The organism is Bradyrhizobium sp. UFLA01-814 (assembly GCF_046718885.1).
GTDB classification, from domain to species: Bacteria; Pseudomonadota; Alphaproteobacteria; order Rhizobiales; family Xanthobacteraceae; genus Bradyrhizobium; species Bradyrhizobium elkanii.
In genome coordinates this window covers 1-24,457 of sequence record NZ_JAQOSR010000081.1, presented here as the reverse complement: position 1 = coordinate 24,457, position 24,457 = coordinate 1, and the positions used below count along the sequence as shown (strand labels likewise).

The 24,457-nt window shown below is 64.1% G+C and carries 24 protein-coding genes; 16 read left to right on the top strand and 8 right to left on the bottom strand.

Going from position 1 to position 24,457, the window contains the following annotated elements; all coding sequences use genetic code 11:
* Nucleotide 1: 1 nt before the first annotated feature.
* On the top strand, nt 2-3,934 hold the full coding sequence (locus PMN64_RS23760) for an NACHT and WD repeat domain-containing protein (protein ID WP_411782377.1): 3,933 nt from the start codon (nt 2-4) through the stop codon (nt 3,932-3,934).
* 60 nt (nt 3,935-3,994) lie between these two features.
* On the opposite strand, the gene PMN64_RS23755 is transcribed toward PMN64_RS23760, so the two are convergent.
* On the bottom strand, nt 3,995-5,002 hold the full coding sequence (locus PMN64_RS23755; protein WP_411782376.1) for a polysaccharide deacetylase family protein: 1,008 nt from the start codon (nt 5,000-5,002) through the stop codon (nt 3,995-3,997).
* 282 nt (nt 5,003-5,284) lie between these two features.
* On the opposite strand from PMN64_RS23755, the gene PMN64_RS23750 reads away from it, so the two are divergent.
* Nucleotides 5,285-6,499, top strand: a complete 1,215-nt coding sequence (locus PMN64_RS23750) for a hypothetical protein (protein WP_411782375.1) — start codon at nt 5,285-5,287, stop codon at nt 6,497-6,499.
* Nucleotides 6,500-6,565: 66 nt separating this feature from the next.
* On the opposite strand, the gene PMN64_RS23745 is transcribed toward PMN64_RS23750, so the two are convergent.
* The gene (locus PMN64_RS23745) at nt 6,566-6,733 is read right to left on the bottom strand and encodes a hypothetical protein (RefSeq protein WP_411782374.1); all 168 of its coding nucleotides are present in this window, start codon (nt 6,731-6,733) and stop codon (nt 6,566-6,568) included.
* 124 nt (nt 6,734-6,857) lie between these two features.
* The gene (gene yidD / locus PMN64_RS23740; RefSeq protein WP_028342687.1) at nt 6,858-7,169 is read right to left on the bottom strand and encodes a membrane protein insertion efficiency factor YidD; all 312 of its coding nucleotides are present in this window, start codon (nt 7,167-7,169) and stop codon (nt 6,858-6,860) included.
* 282 nt (nt 7,170-7,451) lie between these two features.
* Here yidD and PMN64_RS23735 point away from each other — a divergent pair, with 282 nt between their 5' ends.
* On the top strand, nt 7,452-8,384 hold the full coding sequence (locus tag PMN64_RS23735) for a hypothetical protein (protein ID WP_411782373.1): 933 nt from the start codon (nt 7,452-7,454) through the stop codon (nt 8,382-8,384).
* A gap of 104 nt (nt 8,385-8,488) precedes the next feature.
* Here the strand turns inward: PMN64_RS23735 and PMN64_RS23730 are convergent, their stop codons facing one another.
* Nucleotides 8,489-8,935, bottom strand: a complete 447-nt coding sequence (locus PMN64_RS23730; RefSeq protein WP_028342685.1) for an iron-sulfur cluster assembly scaffold protein — start codon at nt 8,933-8,935, stop codon at nt 8,489-8,491.
* Nucleotides 8,936-9,175: 240 nt separating this feature from the next.
* On the opposite strand from PMN64_RS23730, the gene folE reads away from it, so the two are divergent.
* The 10 genes from folE to PMN64_RS23680 all read left to right on the top strand — a co-directional run bounded on the left by folE (nt 9,176) and on the right by PMN64_RS23680 (nt 18,090).
* Nucleotides 9,176-9,856, top strand: coding sequence for a GTP cyclohydrolase I FolE (gene folE / locus PMN64_RS23725; RefSeq protein WP_028336162.1), 681 nt, complete (start codon nt 9,176-9,178; stop codon nt 9,854-9,856).
* Nucleotides 9,857-9,883: 27 nt separating this feature from the next.
* On the top strand, nt 9,884-10,312 hold the full coding sequence (hisI, locus tag PMN64_RS23720) for a phosphoribosyl-AMP cyclohydrolase (RefSeq protein ID WP_411782372.1): 429 nt from the start codon (nt 9,884-9,886) through the stop codon (nt 10,310-10,312).
* Between the two features lie 205 nt (nt 10,313-10,517).
* Nucleotides 10,518-11,129, top strand: coding sequence for a c-type cytochrome (locus tag PMN64_RS23715; RefSeq protein ID WP_080686845.1), 612 nt, complete (start codon nt 10,518-10,520; stop codon nt 11,127-11,129).
* A gap of 49 nt (nt 11,130-11,178) precedes the next feature.
* Nucleotides 11,179-12,393, top strand: a complete 1,215-nt coding sequence (locus PMN64_RS23710) for a c-type cytochrome (protein ID WP_411782383.1) — start codon at nt 11,179-11,181, stop codon at nt 12,391-12,393.
* A 115-nt stretch (nt 12,394-12,508) separates the two neighbouring features.
* On the top strand, nt 12,509-12,688 hold the full coding sequence (locus PMN64_RS23705) for a hypothetical protein (RefSeq protein ID WP_069275718.1): 180 nt from the start codon (nt 12,509-12,511) through the stop codon (nt 12,686-12,688).
* Entirely contained in the window at nt 12,688-13,251 is a 564-nt protein-coding gene (locus tag PMN64_RS23700) for a cytochrome C oxidase subunit II (protein ID WP_225644891.1), read from the top strand. Before PMN64_RS23705 ends, PMN64_RS23700 begins: the two co-directional genes overlap by 1 nt.
* Nucleotides 13,241-14,866 (top strand): b(o/a)3-type cytochrome-c oxidase subunit 1, encoded by a 1,626-nt coding sequence (locus tag PMN64_RS23695; RefSeq protein WP_304495946.1) that lies wholly within the window; start codon nt 13,241-13,243, stop codon nt 14,864-14,866. The genes PMN64_RS23700 and PMN64_RS23695 overlap by 11 nt, the downstream gene beginning before the upstream one ends.
* Entirely contained in the window at nt 14,863-15,654 is a 792-nt protein-coding gene (locus tag PMN64_RS23690; protein WP_304495945.1) for a c-type cytochrome, read from the top strand. The genes PMN64_RS23695 and PMN64_RS23690 overlap by 4 nt, the downstream gene beginning before the upstream one ends.
* An 86-nt stretch (nt 15,655-15,740) precedes the next feature.
* Nucleotides 15,741-16,745, top strand: coding sequence for a transglycosylase SLT domain-containing protein (locus tag PMN64_RS23685; RefSeq protein ID WP_411782371.1), 1,005 nt, complete (start codon nt 15,741-15,743; stop codon nt 16,743-16,745).
* Nucleotides 16,746-16,908: 163 nt separating this feature from the next.
* Nucleotides 16,909-18,090, top strand: coding sequence for a DUF2336 domain-containing protein (locus PMN64_RS23680; RefSeq protein WP_411782370.1), 1,182 nt, complete (start codon nt 16,909-16,911; stop codon nt 18,088-18,090).
* Nucleotides 18,091-18,158: 68 nt separating this feature from the next.
* Here the strand turns inward: PMN64_RS23680 and PMN64_RS23675 are convergent, their stop codons facing one another.
* The 3 genes from PMN64_RS23675 to PMN64_RS23665 all read right to left on the bottom strand — a co-directional run bounded on the left by PMN64_RS23675 (nt 18,159) and on the right by PMN64_RS23665 (nt 20,184).
* Complete coding sequence (locus PMN64_RS23675; RefSeq protein WP_038383237.1) at nt 18,159-18,737, bottom strand: Hpt domain-containing protein; 579 nt, start codon at nt 18,735-18,737, stop codon at nt 18,159-18,161.
* A gap of 9 nt (nt 18,738-18,746) precedes the next feature.
* On the bottom strand, nt 18,747-19,292 hold the full coding sequence (locus PMN64_RS23670; protein WP_028336173.1) for a response regulator: 546 nt from the start codon (nt 19,290-19,292) through the stop codon (nt 18,747-18,749).
* Nucleotides 19,293-19,404: 112 nt separating this feature from the next.
* Nucleotides 19,405-20,184, bottom strand: a complete 780-nt coding sequence (locus tag PMN64_RS23665) for an NAD kinase (RefSeq protein WP_411782369.1) — start codon at nt 20,182-20,184, stop codon at nt 19,405-19,407.
* A gap of 163 nt (nt 20,185-20,347) precedes the next feature.
* Between PMN64_RS23665 and PMN64_RS23660 the strand changes: the two genes are divergently transcribed.
* Together PMN64_RS23660 and PMN64_RS23655 are read left to right on the top strand one after the other, a co-directional pair.
* Nucleotides 20,348-21,949 (top strand): S10 family peptidase, encoded by a 1,602-nt coding sequence (locus PMN64_RS23660; protein ID WP_411782368.1) that lies wholly within the window; start codon nt 20,348-20,350, stop codon nt 21,947-21,949.
* 69 nt (nt 21,950-22,018) lie between these two features.
* Complete coding sequence (locus PMN64_RS23655; RefSeq protein ID WP_411782367.1) at nt 22,019-22,348, top strand: hypothetical protein; 330 nt, start codon at nt 22,019-22,021, stop codon at nt 22,346-22,348.
* Between the two features lie 19 nt (nt 22,349-22,367).
* Here PMN64_RS23655 and PMN64_RS23650 read toward each other — a convergent pair whose 3' ends face one another.
* Nucleotides 22,368-23,264 carry a DUF2189 domain-containing protein gene (locus PMN64_RS23650; protein ID WP_028342674.1) on the bottom strand — a complete coding sequence of 299 codons (897 nt, stop codon included), beginning with the start codon at nt 23,262-23,264 and terminating at the stop codon, nt 22,368-22,370.
* A 546-nt stretch (nt 23,265-23,810) separates the two neighbouring features.
* Between PMN64_RS23650 and PMN64_RS23645 the strand changes: the two genes are divergently transcribed.
* A partial coding sequence (locus tag PMN64_RS23645; RefSeq protein ID WP_411782366.1) for a cytochrome c oxidase subunit II occupies nt 23,811-24,457 on the top strand: 647 nt, incomplete at its 3' end.

Below are 24,457 nucleotides of genomic sequence, written 5' to 3'. Positions count from 1 at the left end.
CGTGGAGCCGGGCGACATCAGCAGTCTCGAGCCCTATCCGGGATTGCGGCCGTTCCGGAAGGACGAGAGCGACATCTTCTTCGGTCGCGACGATCACATCAGCGAGATGATCGTCAAGCTTTCGAAAAGCCATTTCCTTTGCGTCACCGGGTCGTCCGGTTGCGGCAAGTCGTCGTTGGCGCGGACCGGGCTGATGAACCATCTGGAGGCCGGCTTCCTGCCCGGCGAGGGCTCCGACTGGATCTTCTGCGACCTGCATCCCGGTGACCACCCGCTGGACAATCTGTTTGGCGGCATCGCCGATGCGATCGTCAGCGAAGTGCAGAAGGATGCGGAGGGCAGGGCCGACGAACGGTCGGTGCAGATCCGCGAGTTCCTCAAGGACCACGTCATCACCCAGCGTCGAACCAGCGATCTGAACACGGTGCTCGATCTGGTTGCCGGGATTGGCACGCGGCCGATCATGATCCTGGTCGATCAATTCGAGGAGCTGTTCCGCTATGCCCAGTCGGACTCCGAAGCGGCGGTCAACCTCGTCGAGATCTTGCTGAAGACCGCCGCGGCCAAGGGCAAGATCTACATCGTCATCACCATCCGCACGGACGAGCTGGAGAAGTGTTCGCGCTATCCCGGACTTGCGCACCTGATCAACGACAGCCAGTTTCTCACCCCCGTGCTCGACCGCTACCAGATCCAGCAGGCGATTGAAGGGCCCATCACGCTGTGGGGTGGTCAGATTCTGCCGGACCTTTCGACTTGGCTGCTGAATTGCCTGGAGGACGAGCTCGACAGGCTTCCGCTGATGCAGCACGCCTTGCGCAGGCTGTATGCCGCGAAGACGCTGGCGGAGAACCGCAAGGACGTCACCATAGGGCTCGAGGACTTTGTCCGCGTCTTCGAGCTTCCCGAGAAGCTCGATCTGATGTCGGCCGAGGGCCGGCTCGCGCTGCGTCACACGCTGTCGGACCGGCTGACGCAGCGCTACGATACCTTGCCGGAGCACCTGAAGCCGGCGGCGCGGCTGGCGTTTTGCGCCCTCACCACGGTCGACAGCCGGAATCGCGATATCCGGCAGCCGCAGAAGCTCGGAACGCTGGCGAAGATCATCGGCGCGTCAGACGACGACACCCGCTCCATCGTCCGCGCATTCGTCACCCGCGACGAGGCCTACCTCCGGTATGATCCTCTTCTTGCCAAGGAGGACACCGTCGACGTCACGCATGAGTGCATCCTGCGCCTCTGGCAGCCGTTGCAGGCCGAATGGATGGCCGACGAGAAGAGGTCGGGCGAAAACATTGCCTCGCTTGCACGTCTGGCGCGGGACTGGAGCAGCACCCCGGACAGCCGATCGGCCTTCGAGAGGCTGTTCGCAGGGATCGGCTTGAAGTGGGTCGCGCGCGGCCAGTACCAGTCATGGTTTGACAAGACCCGCCCCAGTTCTGAATGGGCGGCCCGCTATCTCGGCAACGTCGATTGGTCGGGTCCGCCCGAGAGCGGCACACGGAGGGCGACGCCGGAGGCGATTTTCAAGTCGATCGTGGCGCTGCTGGACGCCTCGAAGCGACAGCAATGGCTGTTCGTGGTGACCTCGATCGTCGTCGCGCTTGGGCTCCTTGCTGGCGTGTCGTTGGTGTCGTTCCAGATGGTGAGTGCGAACGCCCGCGAGAAGGAAAGGGTGGCGCAGGAAAAACAAAGGGTCGAAGACGAACAGGAGATCTGGAGTCTTCCGCTCGAGCACACGCGAATTTACCAGGTCAAATCGGCGCTGAAGGCGTTCAACCTTGGACTGGCGAATTTCGGTGCCGTGTGGAGCAAGCTGCCGCAGGTCTACGAACTCTATCGCTTCGGTGCCGGAGATGAGGTTCATGCGGCCGACTTTGCCGCCGATGGAAATTCGGTGCTTGCGATCGACAAGTCGGGAATACTCCATCAATGGGCGGTTACTCCCGGGCGCGACGTCTTGCGCGAGGTCGATTTCGGCCTGCCCGACCCCGAAAGAAACCGCGCGCAGGGCCGATCGCTCATCGTGTCGCCTCGGGGCGACGTCGCGGCGATCGGATTCAATCAGGGATCAGTGGTGCTGCTTGACCTGACCGGCACGGAGAACAGGTTCAAGGCCCTGCAAATCGATGGTCATAACCCGCACGGCATCGATAGTGTGTTCAAGGTGGTGTTTTCCTTCGACGGCACACTGCTCGTGACGTCCTCGCGCGCGGGAAACATCGCGATTTGGGAGCGATCTTCATCCTCGGCTGCGCAACCCGGCGCTTCGCAGGCGCAGGATCCGTTGTCATGGACCTTGAAGCAAGACGTTGATCTGAAGAAGCAGCTGTCGGCCGCGGATATCTGGGCGGTCGATATCGACCGCGCCAAACAGACGATCGCGGTCGGCCTTGGAGACGGACGCATCTGCTTCCTGCCGGTCGATGACCCTAGCCGGTCCATTTGCCCGGAGGAGTCCACAAAGCGCCGGGTCAAATCGGTCAAGTTTCTGCCGAACGGTTCGACGCTGGTCTCCGCCGGCAACGATGCCAAGGTCACGATCTGGGAGTTCGACGCATCGACGCGAACCGCAAAGCCTTCGCCTTTCGCGCTTGAGCACAACAACGCCATCTGGGACGTCGATGTCAGCCGCGACGGCAGCTTGCTCGCGACGGGAGATTTCTATGGCTCCGTTCGGGTCTATCAAACGGGAACCTGGCGTCTGCTCAACGTGATTGCGGCCGACGCGTTGGCATCGCGGCAAAGTCCGCGGCCGGTCGGCGCGGAGGATACCGCCGTCGATTTTTACCCGCTACGAACTGTCCGCTTCAATCCCGCATCGACGATGCTGGTCACGTCGTCGCTCGATCGCACCGCGCGGGTCTGGACGCCGCTCATCGACAGGGCGAGTATCCGCGAACTGAGCTTTCGCTTGCCTCCAGCCGAAGACAAGCGGCCGCGGCGGGTTTTCTCGGTGGCGCTCAATCCCTCCGGCGAGGAGGTCGTCTTTACCGACAAGGCCGATGTCTACGTGAAAGCTGCCGGGAAAATGCCGCAGCCGCTTCCGACCGAGGGGAAGCCAAAATACGATCAGGTGCTGGTCCGGACCGCCAACGAGATCGTCGTAAGCGCCGTGGAGCCGCTACTCACCGTGTGGAACAGGCAAGGCGATGGTGGATGGGTGGTGCGGACCGTCGCATTGCCCGGCGACCCGATCCTGGTGGGACGCGCTTTGGCGATCGGCGCGTCCGGCACGCTGCTGGCCGTCGAGGTGCGAAACGGAAAGACGGCGAGCGTCCTGCTGTGCCCGTTGCGAGGTGCGCAATGGAGCTGTTCGGCGTCGGAAAATCCTGATGTCGTGACGCTGCCGCTGAATGGAAAGATACCCTCCGAAGCGCCCGACGACGATTGCACGTCGAATGAATCGGAGGTGCACATTGCGCTCTCCGGAAGCGGGCGACTGGTCGCCGCCGGTGCAGGAAAGTGCCCGATTCAACTATTCGATCTTCGCAATCGCAATCAGTTCCGCTCCTATGGCGGTCACAAGGGGGAAGTGAATTCGCTTGATTTCGCGCCGGATGAGACGGCCCTGGTTGCCTCGTCCCAAGCCGGAGAGGTGAAGATTTGGGACGTTGCGAGCAAAGATTCGAAAAACGTCAGCCATCATGCTTCGCCCTACGTCACGGCTGCGAAGTTCTCCCCGTCGGGCAAGTCGATCGTCAGCACGTCGGACGACAATTCGGTGATCGTGAGCGATGCGCGTTCGGGAGCCCAGATCGCCAAGTTGACGTATCGCAACAGCTTGTTCGGCCTTGCCGTCGCCAAGACTATGCGCGGCACTCTGATGGCAACCGGTTCGGAAGCCGGCGACGTCAATGTCGGGACATTCTTCGAGGACGGCAACGCCGTCACCTCATATGCGAGGTCGGTCCTGCACGACGTTTCGCCGTAGTGCCGCGCCCCGGCGGTCGTCCATTCCGGTCTGGTTGTTCTTGCGGGCCGCGCGCAAGGATCAGCGCGCCTCGATTTGGCGCGCGAGCTCGTCGTATTGATCGGTGTCTCCGACGGTCTGGTCATAGCAGGACGAACTGATCACGGGCTCGCCCGCCTTGAGAAGCTCCGTCACGGTGACGAAGTCGTAGCCCTGCTTGCGCAAGCTCGAAATGATGTCCGGAAGTGCATCGTCGGTGTACCAGCCGCGGCCGTTCGCATGAAACAGCACGATCGATCCCGGGTGCACGTTGTCGAGCACCCGTTTCGTCATGGCGTCGGGGCGCTCTTTCCAGTCGGGGTCATCTGACGACACATCCCACTGGATCGGCACAAGGCCCTGCTGGCTGACCGTCGCGAGCGATTTGGAATCGCAGGCTCCGTAGGGAAACCGGAACAGGCCCATCGATTTCGGCGCGATCGCATCGGTCGTTGCTTCGCGGCCGGGCACGGCGCATTTGCGGCCCTCGAGCTCCTGGCGGAGCTCGTCGTAGGCCTGGTCGGCCTTCCTGATTTCGTCCGCCGCGGCCGCGCCTGACAACAGGCGCAGGTTGCGGTGCTCCCACGTATGATTGCCGACCTCGAAGCGGGCGTCCGAGATCAGTTGCTGGGCGCGCAGCCTGTGGGTCATCATCCATTTGCCGCTCATGAAGAACGTCGCCTTGACCCCGTGGCCACGCAGGATGTCCACGATCTTGCCCTGATAGCCGGCGACCTCATTGACGCCTTCGCACAAGTCGAAGGTCAGCGCGATCAGCCGCTTCCCGGGCGGCAGGCGGACGCTCCGAACGCTGCCCGGTGTGCTCGGCCCGGCCGACGTCGCGTCCACCGACGCGGGCTGGGGGAGCGGAGGCTCGAGCCTCTCCTTGACGATGTTGTCTTCGCCGTCCCGTGCAGCGAGGTCCGCGGCGGTCCAGCACGCCTGGGGAGCACGCGCGGAGAGGGGAGCATCTTCGGCATGCGACATCGGCGAGGTAACCGGCATGCACGACACCACCAGGAGAATCGCGATCAAATTCTTTCTGAACATGACTTGTCGCGCTCGAAAACGATGTCAGGAACGTGAAGCCTTGTGAAACGACAAAGCCGTGAATCGAAAAGCCGTGATTCGACAAGGTCGGGCCGCACGCAGAAACAGATGGATTCGTGATGGAGCAGGTTAAACTCTAGGGCAACCTGCGGTATAATCCAGCACTAAATTGCTCGTCGCCTGCCGGATCGACATGCGCGCGAGTCATCCCGCCTCGAGGCCCGTTGATCAACCTGGTCTTCCCCAAGTGGCCTGATCGTCCCATGACCGTCTGGAGTTGGAATGAGAGTATCCTTGTCCGTCGCGGTGTTGGCGCTGGCTTTTGTGCTGATCGCGCCGGCGGTGCGTGCGGCTGACGTTACCGCGGATGACACTGCGCGTTTTCTTGCCGGCCTGCAGCCGTCGGCCAATTCGCCGCTGCTGCCGTTGACGGCGGATCCGGCCTGGCAGCGCCATGCAAAATTCTTCGATTCCGCGTTCGTCCAGCTCGCGCAACAGCAATTGTCGAAGATTGGTGACTGGTCCGTCGCCAATCTCGCCGCACCCAGGCCGACCATGTTCTACATGTTCGCCGGCCCGGATTTCCTCTATGCCAATGCGTTCTATTCGAGGGCGACGACCTATGTGCTGAGCGGACTGGAGCCGACGGGCGGCGTGTCCGACCTGAGCGCGCTGCCGCCCGACGCCGTTGCGCTCGCGCTTGACAACGTCGAGCGTTCGCTCTGGTCGCTGCTGAATTTCTCCTTCTTCAACACCAGGCAGATGAAGACGGACCTCGATGTCGGCGAGGTCAGCGGCACGCTGCCGATCCTCTATGTGTTCCTGGCGCGCTCCGGCATGACGATCCGCGACGTCAAGCCGGTGACGCTCGATGTCAATGGGGCGCTCCATGTCGGTGTGACTGTGCCGGCACGCGGCAACACGCGCGGCACGCGCATCGTCTTTGCCAGCGCTGACGGCGTCGAGAAGACGCTGTATTACTTCGCGACCGACCTCTCCAATTCCGGCGTGAAGGCGAGCGGCTTCCTGAAATTCTGCGCCACGCTCGCGCCCGGCGACAGCCTGATCAAGAGTGCATCCTACCTCATGCATCTCGCCGACTTCTCGGCGGTGCGCAGCTTCATTCTCGCCAACAGCGCGACGATCATCCAGGACGATTCCGGAATCCCGCTTGCGCATTACAGTCCACGGAAGTGGCGCTTCCTTCCATTCGGCCGCTATCTTGGTCCGGTCGAGAAATTTCCCGGTCTCTATCAGCAATCCTATGCCGAACTGTTCGCCCAGGCGCGGCCGATCGAATTCGGCATCGGCTATCGCTGGCGGCCGAATGAATCGAACGTGCTGTTGTCGGTGAGGCTGTCCGGTGACGGGACCGCGACGGCAGAAGCGCTGCCGCCGTCCGAGCAGATGCCGATACTCGCATCGAAGCCGAAGCCGCGCAGGCCGCGTCCGCCGCCGGCAGCGGCGCCGCCAGGTGACTTCTGGCTGTGGCGCTAAAGCACGATCGGGAAAAGAGCGAAGCGGTTGTCCCACGCGGCAAGCGCGTGGCGCTTGCGCTGCGCGTCACCACCTCACGCTTTGGCTGGGCACGATGAACGCCGTCGTGCTCGGCTTGTTCGGATTGTGGGTGAAGTAGCCGTAGGCGGCGACGATCATGACGAGCAAGGCAAGCACGGCCAGCAAGTCGATCTGCCGGGGATCATGACCGTTGTGGCTGATTTTCCAGCGCATTGTTGTTTCCTCCCCAAGGGGGCAACGAAACAATGCGCCAACTATCACCACAGTTCCGCCGGGCAGCAATGCGCGCCGCAGTTGGACCTGCCGCAGCAACCGATCAATTCTCGTTGACGCCGCGTCAACCGTCGTTGACGCCGCGCCAGCGGCCATAGCGCCAGGGCAAGTACCAGCGCGCCCCGGGCGGCTTCGTCAGCGGGACATTATCGATCCCGGATGTTCCCCAGGGCTGGCAGCGCAGCAGCCGCGCCAGCGTCATCCAGCCGCCGCCCCACAGGCCGAAGCGTTCGATCGCCTCGTCGCCATAGACCGAGCAGGTCGGCAGATGCCGGCAGTTGTAGCCGACCAGCGGCGACAGCGTGTGCCGGTAGATCCAGATCAGGGCGCGGCCGAGGTTGCGCGGCAAGCGGCGCATGGTGCTGGCACATTCCATGCATTGTGGATGGTGTGTCGTTGAATGGTCTGTCGGCGGCATACGCAAGTATGTACGTAGTCTTGCGGGGGTTCCAAGCCAAGGAACTGTTTTGTTGCAGATATTTACGCCACAGTTCGTTATTATTGCACAGCACCGATGGCGCTGCAGCAAGGGCTCTATGGACGGTCCGGGTCAGCAACGCTACCGTTCCCATAACGCGCCGCTGACAGAATCGTGGCGCATTGCCATGGGGCCATTGCCACCGCTCGCATCACCAAGGGCTTGGGGGAAGGAACCAAATTGAGGCTCGTCAAGTCGCTCTCGTTGCGCAGTTGGGCGCTTACCGGCGCCGTTGCTCTTTGCTTCGCGGTTTCCGGCACCGCCGCCATGGCGGGCGGTTCCGCGCAGGCCAATTCGACCCTCGAAGAGCGCAAGCTGCCGATGAAGTTCAGCTGGATCGCCTGCCAGCCGAATTGCCGTGGCTGGGTGTCCGCGGTCGGCATCATCACGGCCGATAGTCCGAGGGAATTCGACGAGTTCGCGCGCGGCCGCCAGCTTAACGGCGCCACCATCGTGCTCGATTCCAGCGGCGGCTCGGTCAACGACGCGATCGCGCTCGGCCGCCGCTTCCGCGGTCTCGGCGTGCTGACCACGGTCGGCACCAGCGTCGTCAATCAGGTCGCGCAGGGCGGCCGCGCGAGCGTTCTGCCGGATGCCTATTGCGAGTCGATGTGCGTGTTCCTGCTGCTGTCGGGCAAGACGCGCTACGTTCCGCCGGCCGCCCATGTCCGCGTGCATCAGATCTGGATGGGCGATCGCGCCGACGACGCCAAGGCCGCGAGCTACACCGCGCAGGACCTGATGATCGTCGAGCGCGATATCGGCCGTCTTGCCAAATACACCTTCGATATGGGCGGCGCCGGTGACCTGCTGGCGCTCTCGCTCAGCGTGCCGCCGTGGGAAGACCTGCACGAATTGTCGGCGGCCGAATTGCGGCTGACCAATCTCATCACCACGGATGCGGTTGCCGACGTGCTGCCGCGGCAGGACAACAGCAAGGACAACGCAATTCCCGTCGCCGAGGCGAAACCGAAGAACAACGATCGCTTCGTCAGCAACACGATGGAGGGTGAGGCGCCACAGGCGGCGAGGGCAACCAAGACCGCCGAGGCCGTGGTGCCGACCGGCGGCAGCGCAGCCCCGGCGCCGGCGCCGGTCCAGCCCGCGCAGTAAGCACGGACATTGTCGCGTCGTTCCGGGACGCGTAAGCGGACCCGGAACCTCGAGATTCCGGGTTCGATGCTCCGCATCGCCCCGGAATGACCTAACATGGAATCTTACGCCGGCTGCTTCGCCTTGGCCTCGATCTGGCCGATCGCATCGACCACGGCATCGAAGGTCAGCAGGGTCGAGGCATGCCGGGCCTTGTAGTCGCGCACCGGCTCAAGCAGCGCGATATCGGCCCATTTGCCGCCCTGCGGGGGCTGGCCATTTTCCTTCAGCATCTTGCGGACCGTCTCGCGCAATTCGCGCAGCTCGTCCGCGGTCGAGCCCACCACCTGGCTCGCCATGATCGAGGAGGAGGCCTGGCCGAGCGCACAGGCCTTCACGTCATGGGCGAAGTCCGTCACCACGGGACCGTCCATTTTGAGGTCGACCTTGACGGTCGAACCGCACAATTTGGAGTGGGCGGTGGCGCTGGCGTCCGGGTCGGCCAGCCGTCCGAGGCGCGGAATATTGCCGGCCAACTCGATGATCCGCTTGTTGTAAATGTCGTTCAGCATGGGGACAGATGCCTTGTTCCGGCCGTGCCGGGCGCTCTTGGCGGCTGGGTTGCACCGTCCTATATATGGACGGCAACGCCGGAAACATAGCCCGGCCATGCAGCCACCGCGGCCCACCTCCGCCGCGGCGGTGCTACAATAATGGGACTCAGGCGCCCGGCGGTCGAACCATCCGCCCCGTCTGCCCGGTGACACATCCGGACCAAGGTCAAATCCGAGGGCCGGTCGAACGGAGAAGACATGGACGCCTTGATCAAGTCGATTCGCCCCAGCAAGCCGGCCGACGCCAAGCCCGGCGAGCTCGACCCCTCAGAATTCATGACGGCGGCCGTTCGTGCCGATCAGCCGCGCCCGTCGCGGGCGGAGGCGGAGGACGCCGTCAAGACGCTGCTCGCTTATATCGGCGAGAACACCGGCCGCGAGGGTCTGCTCGACACCCCGCGCCGGGTCGTCGAGGCCTATGACGAACTTTATCAGGGCTACCACCAGTGCCCGGCCGAAGTGCTGAACCGCACCTTCGGCGAGACCGCCGGCTACGACGATTTCGTCCTCGTCCGCGACATCGAGTTCACCTCGCAGTGCGAGCATCACATGATGCCGTTCTATGGTAAGGCGCATATCGCCTATACGCCGGTGGAGCGCGTCGTCGGCCTCTCCAAGCTGGCGCGCCTGACCGACATCTTCGCCCGCCGTCTGCAGACCCAGGAGCATCTCACCGCGCAGGTCGCGGCTGCGATCGACGAGGTGCTGAAGCCGCGCGGCGTTGCAGTGCTGATCGAGGCGGAGCATACCTGCATGTCGGTGCGCGGCGTCGCCAAGCATGGTGCATCGACCTTCACCAGCCGCTTCACCGGCATGTTCCGCGACAATCCGGCGGAGCAGCAGCGTTTCCTGTCCCTGGTGCGAGGACCGAACCGGTAACCTCGCATTTTCTGAGCGAGGTCTTCCGTGTCCGCATCGACCCACGATCACGACCGCGAGGAGGGGCTGGCCTTCCAGCCCAAATTCGACGCGGCAGGTCTTGTGACCTGCGTCGCGACCGATGCCGCGACCGGCGATGTGCTGATGGTCGCGCACATGAACGACGAAGCCCTGCGCAAGACGATCGCGACCGGCGAAGGCTGGTACTTCAGCCGCTCGCGCAATGCGCTGTGGCGCAAGGGCGAGAGCTCGGGCCAGACCCAGCGCGTGGTCGAGATCCGGATGGATTGCGATCAGGACGCGGTGTGGATCAAGGTCGAGCAGATCGGCGCTGCCTGCCACACCGGACGGCGTTCCTGCTTCTATCGCGCGGTGAAGGACGAGGGCGGTGACATTCGTTTGTCATTCGTCGATGCCGATCGGATGTTCGATCCGGCGCAGGTCTATCGCAAATAGAGCGTTGATCTAAATCAAATGCGATGCGTCGGAGTGATGCACTTCGTTGCCTCCTGTTCGGCCGTGTGCAAGTAATTGCACATCGTCGTCGCGCTGGGGGTGAGTTGTGGCGCATCGTCTGATACCGCTTGTTGGGTTTCTTGCCTGGGTTGTGTTGCCGATCGGCGCGGCGCAATCGCAGACGACCGAGCGCGCACCCGACACGATGGCCGCGCGCGTCCTTGCCTGTGCACCTTGTCACGGCGCCGAAGGCGAGGGCACCAGCGACGCCTATTTCCCGCGGCTGGCCGGCAAGCCGGCGGGCTATCTCTACAACCAGCTCATCGCATTCAGGGATGGACGGCGGAAATATCCGCCGATGAACTATCTACTGGAATTTCAGACCGACGATTACCTGAAGAAGATCGCCGAATATTTCGCCTCGCTCAGGCCGGCATTTCCGCCGCCGGTCCCGCCGGTCGACAGCAAGGAGATCCTGGCGCGTGGCGAGCAGATCGTGAAGAACGGCGATGCGCAGCACGGCATTCCACCCTGTTCGGCCTGCCATGGTCCGACGTTGGGCGGCATGGAGCCCGGCATTCCCGGCCTGCTTGGCCTGCGCGCCGCCTATATCAGCGGCCAGCTCGGCGGCTGGCGCTACGGCACACGGACCGCGTTCGCTCCCGATTGCATGCAGATCGTCGCGAGCCTGCTGACGGAGGACGACGTGAAGGCGGTGGCCGCCTACCTGTCATCGCGTCCGGCGCCGGCGGATCCATCCTTCGCGCCGCGAGGCAGCCTTCCGATGCCGCTCGAATGCGGCAGCGAACCGCATTGAAGGGATCGTGCCGATGTCGCGAACCTTAACAGGACTGCTTGTCGGAGTGATGCTGGCACTGTCGCCCATCGCGGCATCGGCGCAGCAGAAGGCGGCCGATCCGGCCGTCCTCGCCAAGGGCGAGTATCTCGCACGCGCCGGCGATTGCATCGCCTGCCACACCGCGCGCGAAGGCAAGACCTTCGCCGGCGGCCTCCCGATGAAGACGCCATTCGGCACGCTCTACACGTCGAACATCACGCCCGACCCGCAGACCGGGATCGGCACGTGGACGTCGGATCAGTTCTACCAGATGATGCACAATGGCCGCTTCCCCGATGGCGGCCTGGTCTATCCGGCGATGCCGTTCGCCTCCTATACCAAGGTGACGCGCGAGGACGGCGACGCGATCTACGCCTATTTGCGCACGGTGCCGCCGGTGAGGCAGCTCAACAAGGCGCATGACCTGACATTCCCGTTCAACAACCGCTCGCTGATCCTCGGTTGGCGCACGCTGTTCTTCAGGGAAGGCGAGTTCAAGCCGGATCCAACGAAGTCGGCAGAGTGGAATAGAGGTAACTATCTGGTCGAGGGACTGGGTCATTGCGGGATGTGTCACACCCCGATCAATGCGCTCGGCGGCAGCAAGCAGTCGCAGGCCTTCGAGGGCGGCCTGATCCCGATGCAGAACTGGTACGCGCCGTCGCTGACCTCCAACAAGGAGACGGGGCTCGGCGACTGGACGATCGAGGAGATCGTCGACTATCTGCGCAAGGGCGTGTCCGCCAAGGGCGCCGTGTACGGGCCGATGGCCGAGGTCGTCTACAACAGCCTGCAATATCTCAATGATGATGATGCGCGCGCGATGGCGGTCTACCTGAAGGGCCTTGCGCAGGGCGGTCCTCCGGAAAAGGCGTCGACGTCGCTGCCGTCGGCCGAGAGCAGTCTGCTGCTGTCCTTTGGCAAGTCGATCTATGACCGCGACTGCGCAAGCTGTCATGGCGCGACCGGGCAGGGCATGCCGCCGGATTATCCGCCGCTGGCCGGCAATCAGTCGATCCAGATGGTCTCCGCAGTGAACCCGATCCGGATGGTGCTCAATGGCGGGTATCCGCCGGGCACGTCGGGCAATCCGATGCCCCACGGCATGCCGCCGTTCGCGCAGAAGCTGTCGGATGACGAGGTCGCGGCTGTCGTGACCTACATTCGAACGGCCTGGGGCAATCGCGGCGAGCCGGTGTCGGCGCGGCAGGCCAACGAACTGCGGGCAGCAACGCTGAACTAAAGCATGATCCGGAAAAGCGCGAAGCGGTTTTCCGAAACGATCATGCTCAAACAAAGGAGCTAAAGCGCGATGACTAGTCAATCTCGTCTCGTCGCGCGCTAAGGGGAGCGCGATCATGATCAACTCGTCTTCGCCGCAACCGCCGGCATCGGGCTCGGAAGACGATGATGTCGAGACCATCGTACGGGCCGGTCCGGGTGGCGCGATCGCGGTCGCGGGCATTGCGACGGCCGTCGTGGTCGGATTGTGGTTTGCATTCTATCTGCTGGTCTTCCTGCCGCGGAGCGTTCCCTGATGGCGAGCGAGACTGACCACAGCCTCGGCGAGGCCGTTGCCGCACGGATCGAGCGGCGCTGGGCGACGCTGTCGATCGTCATTGTCGGCGTCCTGGTCGGCATGGCGACCTATATCGGCATCCATCAGGCGACGATGCCGCAGGGCCGGGTCGAAACCGCCGATCCCAAGACGCTGCATCTGTCGGGCGAATTCGTCGAGAGCAATCTCGGCAGCGAAATGCAGGCCGACGGATCGGTCACCGTTCGCGCGATTGGCCAGCAATATTCCTTCACGCCGCAATGCATCGTGGTGCCCGCGGAGACGCCGATCACCTTCCGCGCCACCAGCGCCGATGTCGTCCACGGTTTTCTGATCGAGGGCACCAACATCAACACGATGCTGGTGCCGGGCTACGTCACGGACCTGCCGGTGCGCTTCAAGGCGCCGGGCGATCACGTGATGCCGTGCCAGGAATTCTGCGGCATCGGCCACCAGGGCATGTGGGGCAAGGTCAAGGTGGTCGACAAGGCTGCGTTCCGTGACATGGCGGCAGCGAAGCGGAGGCTGACCTGTGTTGATTAACAAGCGGCTGATCGCGGCGCATTTCTGGCTTGCCTTCATCGTGTTCGGCGTCGCGCTGGTGCTCGGCGCCTGGCAGATGTTCGTGCGCAGCCCGTTGAACGCCTGGCATTTCAATCCCGAGTTCTATTATCGCTCGGTCACCGCCCATGGCTCGGCGATGGGATACGTCTTCCCGACGCTGATCGCGATGGGCTTCGGCTACGCGATCACCGAAGCCTCGCTCGAGAAAGAGCTGGTTGGACGGCGTTGGGCCTGGGTGGGCTTCTTCCTGGTCGCCGTCGGCGCCATTGTCGCGATGATCCCGGTGTCGCTCGGGCTCGCCTCGGTGCTCTACACCTTCTATCCGCCGATGGTCGGCAATCCCTTCTACTACATCGGCGTCGTCATGGTCGTGGTCGGCTCATGGATCTGGGTCGCGCTGATGGTGATCAATTTCGCGATCTGGAAGCGCGAGAACCCGGGCAAGCCGGTGCCGCTTGCGATGTACGCCAATGTCGCGGGCTCATTGCTCTGGGGCTGGACCGCGGTCGGCGCGGCGCTTGAGATCCTGTTCCAGATCCTGCCCGTGGCGCTTGGGCTGAAGTCGACGATCGATGCGGGGCTGGCGCGCGTCTTCTTCTCCTGGACGCTGCACGCCATCGTTTATTTCTGGCTGATCCCGACCTACATCGCCTACTACACGATCTTCCCGCGGGCGATCGGCGGCCGGCTCTTCAGCGACGCGATGGCGCGGATTTCGTTCATCCTGTTCGTCGTGGTGGCGATGCCGATTGGCGTGCATCATCTGTTTGCCGATCCGCAGGTCGGCGCCGGATTCAAGTTCATGCACTCTGTGTTCACCGGCCTCGTCGCGCTGCCGACGCTGCTCACGGTGTTCACGATCTGCGCGTCGGCTGAGATCGCCAGCCGCCTGCGCGGTGGCCGCGGTGCATTCGGCTGGATCGGCGCGCTGCCGTGGTCCAATCCGATCATGCTGGCGACGGCGCTGTCGCTGGTCATGCTCGGCTTCGGAGGCGCCGGCGGTCTGATCAACATGAGCTATCAGCTCGACGCCACCGTGCACAACACGCAGTGGATCACCGGCCATTTCCACCTGATCTTCGGTGGCGCCATCGTCATCATGTATTTTGCCATCGCCTATGATCTGTGGCCGCATCTGACCGATCGGGCGCTGGACAGTTTTGGCCTGATGCGCACGCAGCTCTGGCTATGGTTCATCGGCATGATCGTGACCACCTTCCCGTGGCACTATGTGGGTATTCTCGGCATGCCGCGCCGCATGGCCTATTATGACTATGCCAACCCGGCGATCTCGCCGCAGGCCTTGTCGGTCACGATGTCGGCAATCGGCGGATTCATCCTGTTGCTGTCGGGCCTGCTGTTCCTGCTGGTGCTGATCCGCGGGCAATTCGGCGCGCGAGGCGAGGCGGGTGCGTACCGCTTCGCGGTGCCGCTGCACATGCCGGCGCGGATTCCGGTCGCGCTCAACTCATTCGGCCTGTGGCTCGCATTGATGGTCGGTCTCACCGTGGTGAACTATGGTTTCCCGATTGCGCAGCTAATGGCGCTGAACGAGACCAGCGTGCCCGCGGTCTATGTCGGAGCGGGCCGATGAGCGACCAGCCGCTGTTCTCGCTGCGCAATCCGTGGTTCGGCGCCAGCGTCGGCATCACGGTCGCCATCGCCGTTTTGTCGGCCATCGCAGGCCTGATCTGGTTGCCGCTGGCGCAACCCAATTTGAAGCTTGCCGGCGTCTGGGATGCGATCTGCAGCGCGGCCGGCGTTCCGCGTGCCGCCGTGCAGGAGGCCGGCATCAAGCCGGATTTCAAGACGTCGAACGTCATCATGACGTCGGAGATGCTGACCAAGGTGAATCAGGTCTCGATCGGGCGGGGCGCAACGCTGGCGCAGCGCTGCGCGATCTGCCACGGACCGCAGGGCGTCAGCGACGCCCATTCACCGAACCTCGCCGGGCAATTTGCGGCGGTGACGTACAAGGAGCTGAACGACTTCAAGACCGGCGCGCGGGTCAGCGTGGTGATGAGCCCGTTCGCGGCGGCGATGAGCGATCAGGACATGAAGGATGTCGCGGCCTATTACGCCTATCTGCCGCGGGTGCCTTCGAACAATCTGGATACCGCGCGTCCCGCGCCGGCGGTCGTGGTGACGGGCGCCCCGATGCGCAACATCGCGCCTTGCGGCTCCTGCCACGGCGATGTCGACAACAAGGCGGGAAGCCCCTGGCTCGGCGGCCAGTCGGCGGTCTACATCAAGGCGCAGCTCGAGGCCTTTGCATCCGGGGCGCGCCGCAACGACATCAGTCAGCAGATGCGCAACATCGCGCGCCAGATGACGGCCGAGGAGATCGACCAGGTCGCGCACTACTACGAGGCCCAGCCCTGAGCCATTAACGCGCCATTAACCATAATTACGGCAGGTTGACGGGACATGGGTGCCGATTGCCGGCGCCCGGCAAGGCACCCGGACAGATGGCGGTCGATCTCTTCAATGCGACGGCTTCGGCAGGTGTCGATCCCTCGCGCCTGAAGGTCGCGAGCTCGATCAAGCAGGCGGCCGCGACCACCGGCACGAGCTTCGAATATCTGCTCACGACCGCGAAGATGGAATCCAATTTCAATCCGCGGGCCGGCGCCACGACCTCGTCGGCGCACGGACTTTATCAATTCATCGACCAGACCTGGCTCGGCACCGTCAAGGAGGCCGGAAGCCAGCTCGGCTACGGACAGTATGCCGACGCCATCAGCAGGAATTCCGACGGCAGCTATTCGGTCGGCGATCCCTCCGCGCGCGCCGCGGTCATGAAGCTGCGCGACGATCCGGACGCGGCGTCCTCGATGGCGGCGGTACTGACGCAGTCCAACAGCTTCAAGCTCACCGGCAAGCTCGGCCGCCGTCCGACCGATGCCGAGCTCTACATGGCCCACTTCATGGGCGTCGGCGGCGCCGGCAAACTGATCTCGAGCACCGAGGATAGCCCGAGCGCCAATGCGGCCGCGATGTTTCCGAAGGCGGCGGCCGCCAACCAGTCGATCTTCTACGACAAGTCGGGCAGCGCGCGCAGCGTCAGCCAGGTCTATTCGGTGTTGACCACGCGCTACGCCGCGGCCGCGAACTCCAAGGATACGCGCACCGCCTTCGCCGCGGCGGGCGGCGACACCATGTCGCCTTACGCGATCGCAAGCGCGGCGCCCACACAAGCGCTGACCATGGACACCGCGTCCTATCTCTCGACGTTCCCGGACTCCCGGTCGGCGACGCCCGTCGGAGCGACCCCGGCCGTCGCATCGGCGCAGCCGGCACCGACCTTCCGCTCGCTCTACCAGGCCGGCGACCGCTCGGAGCCGATCTCGCCGGCGGTGCAGGAGCTGTGGGGCAATTCCTCCTCGCTGACCGCGTCGGCGACGCCGAAGGTCCGCGCGCCCGGCCGCCTTGACCTGTTCAGCGATCCGAGCGGCACCTACAGCAACGGCTAGCGCTGCCGTGCTGCGCGCGCGAAGCCGCACGCCGTTGCCGTCTTAACGAAACGTCAATAATCCCAAACGTTTATGGTGAACCCTTTATTAAGCGTCATGGTTTATTTTTCCTTGTAGTGGCGTCGTATGCCGATGCCGTTTCGTTGCGTAAGCCGGAAGGACCATGATCGTTCGGCAGTTTATTAGTTGGATTAGGACCGCTCCAGCAGGTGAGCGAGCGGAGGCGACACGGGCGTTGGCCCGAGCCTGGCTCATCTCGGATCTCACCGAGGACGACCGCATCGCAGCCGAAGGCGCGCTGCTGATGCTGCTCGACGACCCGTCGCCGCTGGTGCGGCAGGCGATGGCCGAGGTGTTCGCGCGCAGTGCGGATGCGCCTGCCGCGATCGTGCAGGCGCTGTCGGCCGACCAGCCGGCGATCGCGCTGCCGGTGCTGGAACATTCACCGCTTCTGATCGATGCCGACCTCGTCGACATCGTTGCCACAGGTTCCGACGAGATGCAGTGCGCGATCGCGCGCCGCATCAACCTGCCGGCCTCCGTCGCCGCCGCGATTGCCGAGGTCGGCTCGGCCGCGGCCGCGCTCGAGCTGATCGAAAATCCTTACGCCGGCCTCGCGCCGTTCTCCTGGGATCGCATCGTCGAACGCCACGGCCATCTCGCCGCCATCAGGGAATCGATGCTGCAGCTGGAAGACCTGCCGTCGGCGACGCGGCTGGCGCTGGTCGCAAAGCTCTCCGACACGCTGGCGCAGTTCGTCGTCGCGCGAAACTGGCTCGGTGCCGATCGGGCCGACCGCATTGCCGGCGAGGCCAGGGAGCGCTCCACGGTGAACATCGCCGCGCGCGCCTTCGGCGACGACATGCAGAACCTGATCACGCATCTGCGCGCCACTGGGCAATTGACCGCAGGGCTGATCCTGCGCGCGCTGCTGTCGGGCAATCTTGACTTGTTCGGAGCGGCGCTCGCCGAGCTTTCCGGACTGCCCTATGGCCGCGTCTCCGCGCTGTTGAACGACCGCGGCGGCAACGGCCTGCAGGCGCTGCTGCGTCGCGCCGGCCTGCCGGAGACCACCTACGCCGCGTTCCGTGTCGCGCTCGAGGCCAGCCACGAGGTCGGCTATGTCGACAGCGGCGACGGCGCGGCGCGGCTGCATCGCCGCATGGTGGAGCGGGTGCTGACGCATTGCGAGACCGATCATTCGGCGGCCGAGCCGCTCCTGATCCTGCTGCGCCGCTTTGCGACGGAATCGGCCCGCGAGGACGCGCGGATGTTCTGCGAGGAGCTCGCCGCGGAAGACGCGATCGCGGTGCTGCCTTACGACGACGATCTCATCGCGGCCTGAGGGCCGCGTTTCCTGCCGATCGATGGATGCTTGAGTGGCTGCGGCAACGCGAGCCGCCGGCCGCGGCACTATTCGCCGGGCACGATGCTCGGCGCGAGGATCGCCTCGAGGTGCTCGGGACGGTCGCGGTTGGCGTGGGTCAGGAATTCATCGGCGATGCCGCGGAGCTGCTTGCTCAGCACGCCGGCGACGACCGCGGTGTCGAGCTTGGTGCGGTTGCGCACGATCGCCTGCACGGCGTTGATGTGGTGGGCGATCAGCTGCGGCGGCACGGCGCCGAGATCCGGCGCGTGCTCGATGATGCGGCACAGGCTCTCGGCGGCTGCGGCTGCCGACGGATAGCCGAATGTCGCGGCATCGCCCTTGATGTCATGCGCGGCGCGGAACAGCTCCTCGCGCGTCTTTTGGTTGAAGCCCTCGCGCAGCACGGTGGCGTGCGCGGCGGAGAGGCGGTCGGCCTCGATCGTCATCCACTCCTTGAACTCGCCCGACAGCCCGGCGAGCGCCTTTTCGGCGCGGCCGACCGGATCGTCGAGATCGCTCTCGGGGACGCGCAGCAGCATCTTGCGCAGCGGATTGGGCTGCGTGATGACGTGGTGCGTGCCGAAACTCTTGACCTCGATCGTCCCGGGTTTGTCTTTCGCCATGGCGGTGTCCTAGATGGCCGAGCGCGCCTTTTCGAGCAGCGACGGCTGTTGCAGCACCTCGACCTCGCCGCTGCCGCGGCGTTCGGGGCCGATATAGGTGTTGGTGGTGTTGCGGCGGCGGTCGGGGCCGAAATAGGTCTTGGTCTTGATGAACGGGCGCGGATTGGCGACCACGTTCATGATGCGCTGGTAGAGGCCCTTGGCTGAGATCGGCTTGGCCAAAAATTCGGTGACCCCGGCATCGCGCGCCACCGTGACGCGGCGCTTCTCGGAATGCCCGGTCAGCATGATGATCGGCGCGTAGGGATTGCCCTTGGATTCCGGCTGCCGGATCATCTGCGCAAGCTCGAGCCCGTCGAAGATCGGCATCGACCAGTCGGTGATGACGATGTCGGGCACGTAGTGCGTATACATCTCGAGCGCGGTGGCGCCGTCCTCGGCCTCATACACCTCGCGCGCGCCGAACGAATGCAGCAGCGTCCGCAGGATGCGGCGCATGTGCGGATTGTCGTCGCAAATCAAAAATCGCAGCTTGTTGAAATCGATGCGATACATGGTCCGGCCCTGATAGGGCATACCGGGCCAATGCGGTATTACCCGACGTTAACCATATCCCGCCCGGGGTTAATGATTGGTTGCCGGGCAGGGGGAGCAAGGGGGGCCGCCGTCAGTAGCCGAACTGCTCGCGCAGGATGCGCTCCTCCAGCGAGTGGCCGGGGTCGAACAGCATCCGCATCGCGATCGTCTTGTCGGACAGCACCTCGACCCGGCGGACGTCGCGGACCTCGTCATGGTCGGCGACCGCGGCGACCGGGCGCTTCTCGCCCTCGATCACCTCGATCACCACGAAGGCGGAATTCGGCAGCAGCGCGCCGCGCCAGCGCCGCGGCCGGAACGCGCTGATCGGGGTCAGTGCCAAGAGCGCCGCGTTGATCGGCAGGATCGGCCCCTGGGCGGAGAGGTTGTAGGCGGTCGATCCGGCCGGCGTCGCCACCAGGATGCCGTCGGCCATCAGCTCGGGCATCCGCTCGTGCTCGTCGATCAGGATGCGCAGCTTGGCGACCTGGTAGGTCTGCCGGAACAGCGCGACCTCGTTGATGGCGTGATGCAGATGCACGGCGCCGTGGATGTCGGTGGCGCGCATCAGCAGCGGATTGATCAGCGACTCCCGCGCGGCGGCAAGCCGGGTGCGCAGATCATGCGTCGAGTATTCGTTCATCAGGAAGCCGACGGTGCCGCGATGCATGCCATAGATCGGCTTGCCGCTGCGCATGTTGGCGTGCAGCGTCTGCAGCATCAAACCATCGCCGCCGAGCGCGACCACGACGTCGGCATCGGTGGGTGGATGGTTGCCGTACATTTCCGTCAGCTGCTCGAGCGCCGACTGCGCTTCCGCGCTGGCGCTGGCGACGAAGGCGATCTTGTCATACCGCTTGGAGCTGGCCATTCGCTCACGAACTCGTTTGGCACGGAACACGCCGCGCTCGTCTATACATCCCGGGCGGCCTTGTCGAGATGGTCCGGGAACGGACCGCATGCCACGCCGGCGCCGCCAAACTAGCGCAGTTTGCCGTTGGATTGCGTAAATCGGGGCGCAGGGAGTGGACGATATGGCTAACAGTCTTGCGACACGGCTCGCCGCGGCGTTGCTGGTGGCCTGTCTTGCGACCGCGGCGCGGGCCGACGACGAGACCCCGCAGCCATTGCCGTCGCCGAGTGCGCAGGCTCCAAGTGGCCAGAACCCAGCTGGCCAGAACCCGAGCGGCCAGAAGGGGCGGGCAGGACGCGGCGGCGAGGCGGGCTCCGGCGCCAACGCTGCGGCCAGCGGCTCGACCGCCGAGCAGCATCGCCTGCCGCCGGACTCCACGACCAAGCAATCGGTCGCGCTGCCGAACCGCACCCTTAACTTCAGCGCGACCGCGGGTTCGATCCGCGTGTTCGACGACAAGGGCGAGCCGCTCGCCGACATCGCCTATACGTCCTACCAGCTCGACGGCGCCGAGAAGGCGAACCGGCCGGTGACTTTCCTGTTCAACGGTGGTCCGGGCTCCGCGTCGGCCTGGCTGCAATTCGGCAATGTCGGGCCGTGGCGGCTGCCGTTCGACGGCGCGGTGTCCTCGGCCGCGCCCGAGCTGCAGGCCAATGCCGACACCTGGCTCGATTTCACCGATCTTGTCTTCATCGACCCGGTTGGCACCGGCTACAGCCGCTTCGTCACCACCTCGGAGGAGGCGCGCAAACGCTTCTTTACCGTCGACGGCGATGCCAATTCGGTCGCGCTGGTAATCCGCCGCTGGCTGGAGAAATACGACCGGCTGACCTCGCCGAAATATCTCGTCGGCGAAAGCTATGGCGGCATTCGCGGGCCCAAGGTGGTACGCAATCTGCAGATGCAGCAGGGCGTCGGCGTCCGCGGCCTTGTGCTGATCTCGCCGGTGCTCGATTTCCGCGAATATACCGGCTCCAGCCTCCTGCAATATGTCGCAAGCCTGCCGACCATGACGGCGGTGTCGCGACAGACGAAGGGCCCGGTGACGCGCGAGGATCTCGCCGACGTCGAGAGCTACGCGCGCGGCGATTTCCTGCTCGACCTCGTCAAGGGGCAGGCCGACACGGAGGCCACCGCGCGGCTCGCCGACAAGGTCGCGAGCCTGACCGGGATCGATCAGGCGGTGAGCCGCAGGCTCGCCGGCCGTTTCGACATCGGCGAATTCCGCCGCGAGTTCGATCGCAAGAGCGGCAAGGTGACCGGCCGCTACGACGCCTCGGTCGAAGGCTTCGATCCCTATCCGGATTCGAGCTACTTCCGTTTCAACGATCCGTCCGGCGATCCCCTGATGGCGCCTTTGACCAGCGCCGCCGTCGACCTCACCACGCGCAAGCTGAACTGGCGGCCGGACGGCTCCTATCATCTGCTCAGCGAAAGCGTGAACAAGGCCTGGGAGTTCGGCCACGGCATCAGTCCGGCGGAGTCGGTGACGCAGCTTCGCCAGGCGCTGGCGCTCGACCCCAATCTGAAACTCCTGATCGGCCACGGCCTGTTCGATCTCGCCACCCCGTACTTCGCCTCGAAGATCATCCTCGACCAGTTGCCGGCCTTCGCGGGTCCGAGCCGCACCAGGCTCGCGGTCTATCCCGGCGGCCACATGTTCTACTCCCGCGACGGCTCGCGCCAGGCCTTCCGCAAGGAGGTCGAGGCGCTCATGAGGTGAGGGGATGTGGCGGTGTGGATTGCGCCGTCGCTGCAAATACTGTCGTCGTCCTGGCGAAAGCCAGGACCCATGACCACCGGATTCGATTGTGAGCGGGATCGTGGCCCCAGCGTCGCGCAACAAATGCCATTTGGGGTAATGGGTCCTGGCTTTCGCCAGGACGGCATCGATTGTGTGGCACGGCCGACATCCACATTCGTCGTCCCGGCGAAAGTCCGCTGCGGAAGTTGGGAGCGGACCTCGTCGTTCCAACATCGCGCAATGGTTCGCGGCATGTCGGGGTTGGTCGCCGGTCAGGCCGCGGCGCGGCGCGACAATAAACTACGTCCGCTTGCCGCGTGCGCGATCAAGCTCGCGCCGGTTCTTGTTTCGACGCGTTTTCTTCACGCGAACCGGTAGCCACTTCGCTCGAAAACGCTTAGCGCTCACGGCTCCACGGGAAGAGGGAGGCCGGGAAATCGGCCGCGTAGCGGTGACCGATCGGCGGACGGGGCTCTTCTTGCGGAGGATTCCGGTCAGGCTCGACCACCTTCCTGTAGAGATGCCAGGTCGCATGACCAAGCACCGGCAGAACGACGCAGAGACCGACGAAGAATGGCAGTGAGCCCACGGCCAGCAATACCGCAACGATCAATCCCCACGCGGCCATCTCAATTGGATTCATCATCACGGCCCGTATCGAGGTGCGGATCGCATCGATCGCTGTCGCATGACGGTCGAGCATCAGTGGAAAGGAGACGACGCTGACGCACAGGGCAACCAGGGCGAAAAGGAAGCCGACGCCGCATCCGACGATGATGAGCGACCAGCCTTCGGGCGTCGTCAACACGCGCTTTGCGAAATCAGGGATGCTCGCAGCCGGCGCATAGCCGAACGTCATGATGTAGATCGCGTCCGCGGTGGCGATCCAGACCCCGAACAGAACGAGCAGGAGAACGCCAAGCTCGAACATGGCGCCGAAAGACGGCGCACGCAGCACCTGCATTGCATCCCAGGCTCCTGGCTCCTCTCCGCGTTCGCGTCGTCGGCTCAGTTCGTAGAGGCCTAGTCCGGCGAAAGGACCGATCAGGGCGAAGCCGGCGGCGAGCGGAAACAGCAGGGGCAGCACCGAATAGCCAAGCACAAGTCTGAACAGGACAAGTCCGAGCACCGGATACATCACGCACAGGACGATTGCGTGGGTCGGGATGGCCTTGAAGTCTTCCCAGCCGAGGCGTAGCGCGTCGCCCAAGTCGGAAAGGCTGATCTTGCGAACGACGAAGGCGGTAGAGACGCCAAACAATTGCAGCTTGGGTCGTGCGAACACCGTGGTCATGGTTCCGGTCTCCTTGCTTGTGGCCGCAGGGGAACGGAGCGCCATCAACACACGCACATCCGCCTCATGCGCGAAAATCGCGACTGAGTCCGGCAAATCAGATTCAACCAGAAGGAGCTTGCCGGACGACATCTGTCGCAACCGGTCCAGTAAAACTAGTCCGATGCGCGGCAGAAGCAAGGTGGCGAATGCGGTCGAGAGAATTGTGCAGGTGCACAAACGAGGTCTTGCGATGCACCATGCGATAGGGGAGGGCCGATCAGTGTTCGCGGCATCCAATCCATTCCTACCAACACGCGCCGGACAACGGCGGGCATTACTCCTCTATTGACGTCTGGCTCGATGGGTACCATGTTGATGGTTGACGCCCCCAGCTCCGATGAGGTTGCGGCCGTGACGTTGAGTTTTTGTCATGTCCCAGCATCGCGACCGGCAGAATGGGCGAGGCAAAAGCCACGGTGATGGTGAACGTGAGACCATCCCTCTGACGTGAGCTCCGCCCTTTCGTTCGTCTCCGCAGCCTTCGATGGCAAGGAGGAATGAGGGATGGCTGTAGCGATCTTACTGCTCCTGGTTGCCGTCGCCTCGGTGCTGTTTCACCTCTACAGCCCCTGGTGGTGGACCCCGATTGCCTCGAACTGGAGCTATATCGACCACACGATCAACCTGACATTCTGGATCACCGGAGCGGTGTTCTGCGCGGTGATCGTGTTCATGGCTTATTGCGTCCTGCGCTTTCACCACACCGAGGGACGGCGCGCCCACTACAATCCCGAGAACAAGAAGCTCGAATGGTGGCTCAGCATCGGCACCGCGATCGGCGTCGTCGCCATGCTGGCGCCCGGCCTCGTCGTCTGGCACCAGTTCGTCACCGTTCCCGACGACGCGACCGACGTCGAGGTCGTTGGACAACAATGGATGTGGAGTTATCGGCTTCCGGGAAAGGACGGCCGGCTCGGCACGTCAGATGCGCGCCTGATCAGCTCCGACAATCCACTCGGGTTGAATCCCAATGATCCGAACGGGCAGGACGACATCGTCGTGCAAAACGAGGATCTGCATCTGCCGATCGGGAAGCCGGTGAAGGTGCTTCTCCGCTCGATCGACGTCCTGCATGATTTCTACGTGCCCGAGTTCCGGGCGAAGATGGATATGATCCCTGGCTCGGTGACCTACTACTGGCTCACGCCGAC

Coding starts and splice junctions, on each gene's coding strand:
- PMN64_RS23755 (WP_411782376.1), bottom strand. CDS start 5,002: ATGTTCAGAAAGAATTTGATCGCGATTCTCCTGGTGGTGTCGTGCATG.
- PMN64_RS23750 (WP_411782375.1), top strand. CDS start 5,285: ATGAGAGTATCCTTGTCCGTCGCGGTGTTGGCGCTGGCTTTTGTGCTG.
- PMN64_RS23745 (WP_411782374.1), bottom strand. CDS start 6,733: ATGCGCTGGAAAATCAGCCACAACGGTCATGATCCCCGGCAGATCGAC.
- yidD (WP_028342687.1), bottom strand. CDS start 7,169: ATGGAATGTGCCAGCACCATGCGCCGCTTGCCGCGCAACCTCGGCCGC.
- PMN64_RS23730 (WP_028342685.1), bottom strand. CDS start 8,935: ATGCTGAACGACATTTACAACAAGCGGATCATCGAGTTGGCCGGCAAT.
- folE (WP_028336162.1), top strand. CDS start 9,176: ATGGACGCCTTGATCAAGTCGATTCGCCCCAGCAAGCCGGCCGACGCC.
- PMN64_RS23715 (WP_080686845.1), top strand. CDS start 10,518: ATGGCCGCGCGCGTCCTTGCCTGTGCACCTTGTCACGGCGCCGAAGGC.
- PMN64_RS23710 (WP_411782383.1), top strand. CDS start 11,179: ATGCTGGCACTGTCGCCCATCGCGGCATCGGCGCAGCAGAAGGCGGCC.
- PMN64_RS23705 (WP_069275718.1), top strand. CDS start 12,509: ATGATCAACTCGTCTTCGCCGCAACCGCCGGCATCGGGCTCGGAAGAC.
- PMN64_RS23700 (WP_225644891.1), top strand. CDS start 12,688: ATGGCGAGCGAGACTGACCACAGCCTCGGCGAGGCCGTTGCCGCACGG.
- PMN64_RS23690 (WP_304495945.1), top strand. CDS start 14,863: ATGAGCGACCAGCCGCTGTTCTCGCTGCGCAATCCGTGGTTCGGCGCC.
- PMN64_RS23685 (WP_411782371.1), top strand. CDS start 15,741: ATGGCGGTCGATCTCTTCAATGCGACGGCTTCGGCAGGTGTCGATCCC.
- PMN64_RS23680 (WP_411782370.1), top strand. CDS start 16,909: ATGATCGTTCGGCAGTTTATTAGTTGGATTAGGACCGCTCCAGCAGGT.
- PMN64_RS23675 (WP_038383237.1), bottom strand. CDS start 18,737: ATGGCGAAAGACAAACCCGGGACGATCGAGGTCAAGAGTTTCGGCACG.
- PMN64_RS23670 (WP_028336173.1), bottom strand. CDS start 19,292: ATGTATCGCATCGATTTCAACAAGCTGCGATTTTTGATTTGCGACGAC.
- PMN64_RS23665 (WP_411782369.1), bottom strand. CDS start 20,184: ATGGCCAGCTCCAAGCGGTATGACAAGATCGCCTTCGTCGCCAGCGCC.
- PMN64_RS23660 (WP_411782368.1), top strand. CDS start 20,348: ATGGCTAACAGTCTTGCGACACGGCTCGCCGCGGCGTTGCTGGTGGCC.
- PMN64_RS23655 (WP_411782367.1), top strand. CDS start 22,019: ATGACCACCGGATTCGATTGTGAGCGGGATCGTGGCCCCAGCGTCGCG.
- PMN64_RS23650 (WP_028342674.1), bottom strand. CDS start 23,264: ATGACCACGGTGTTCGCACGACCCAAGCTGCAATTGTTTGGCGTCTCT.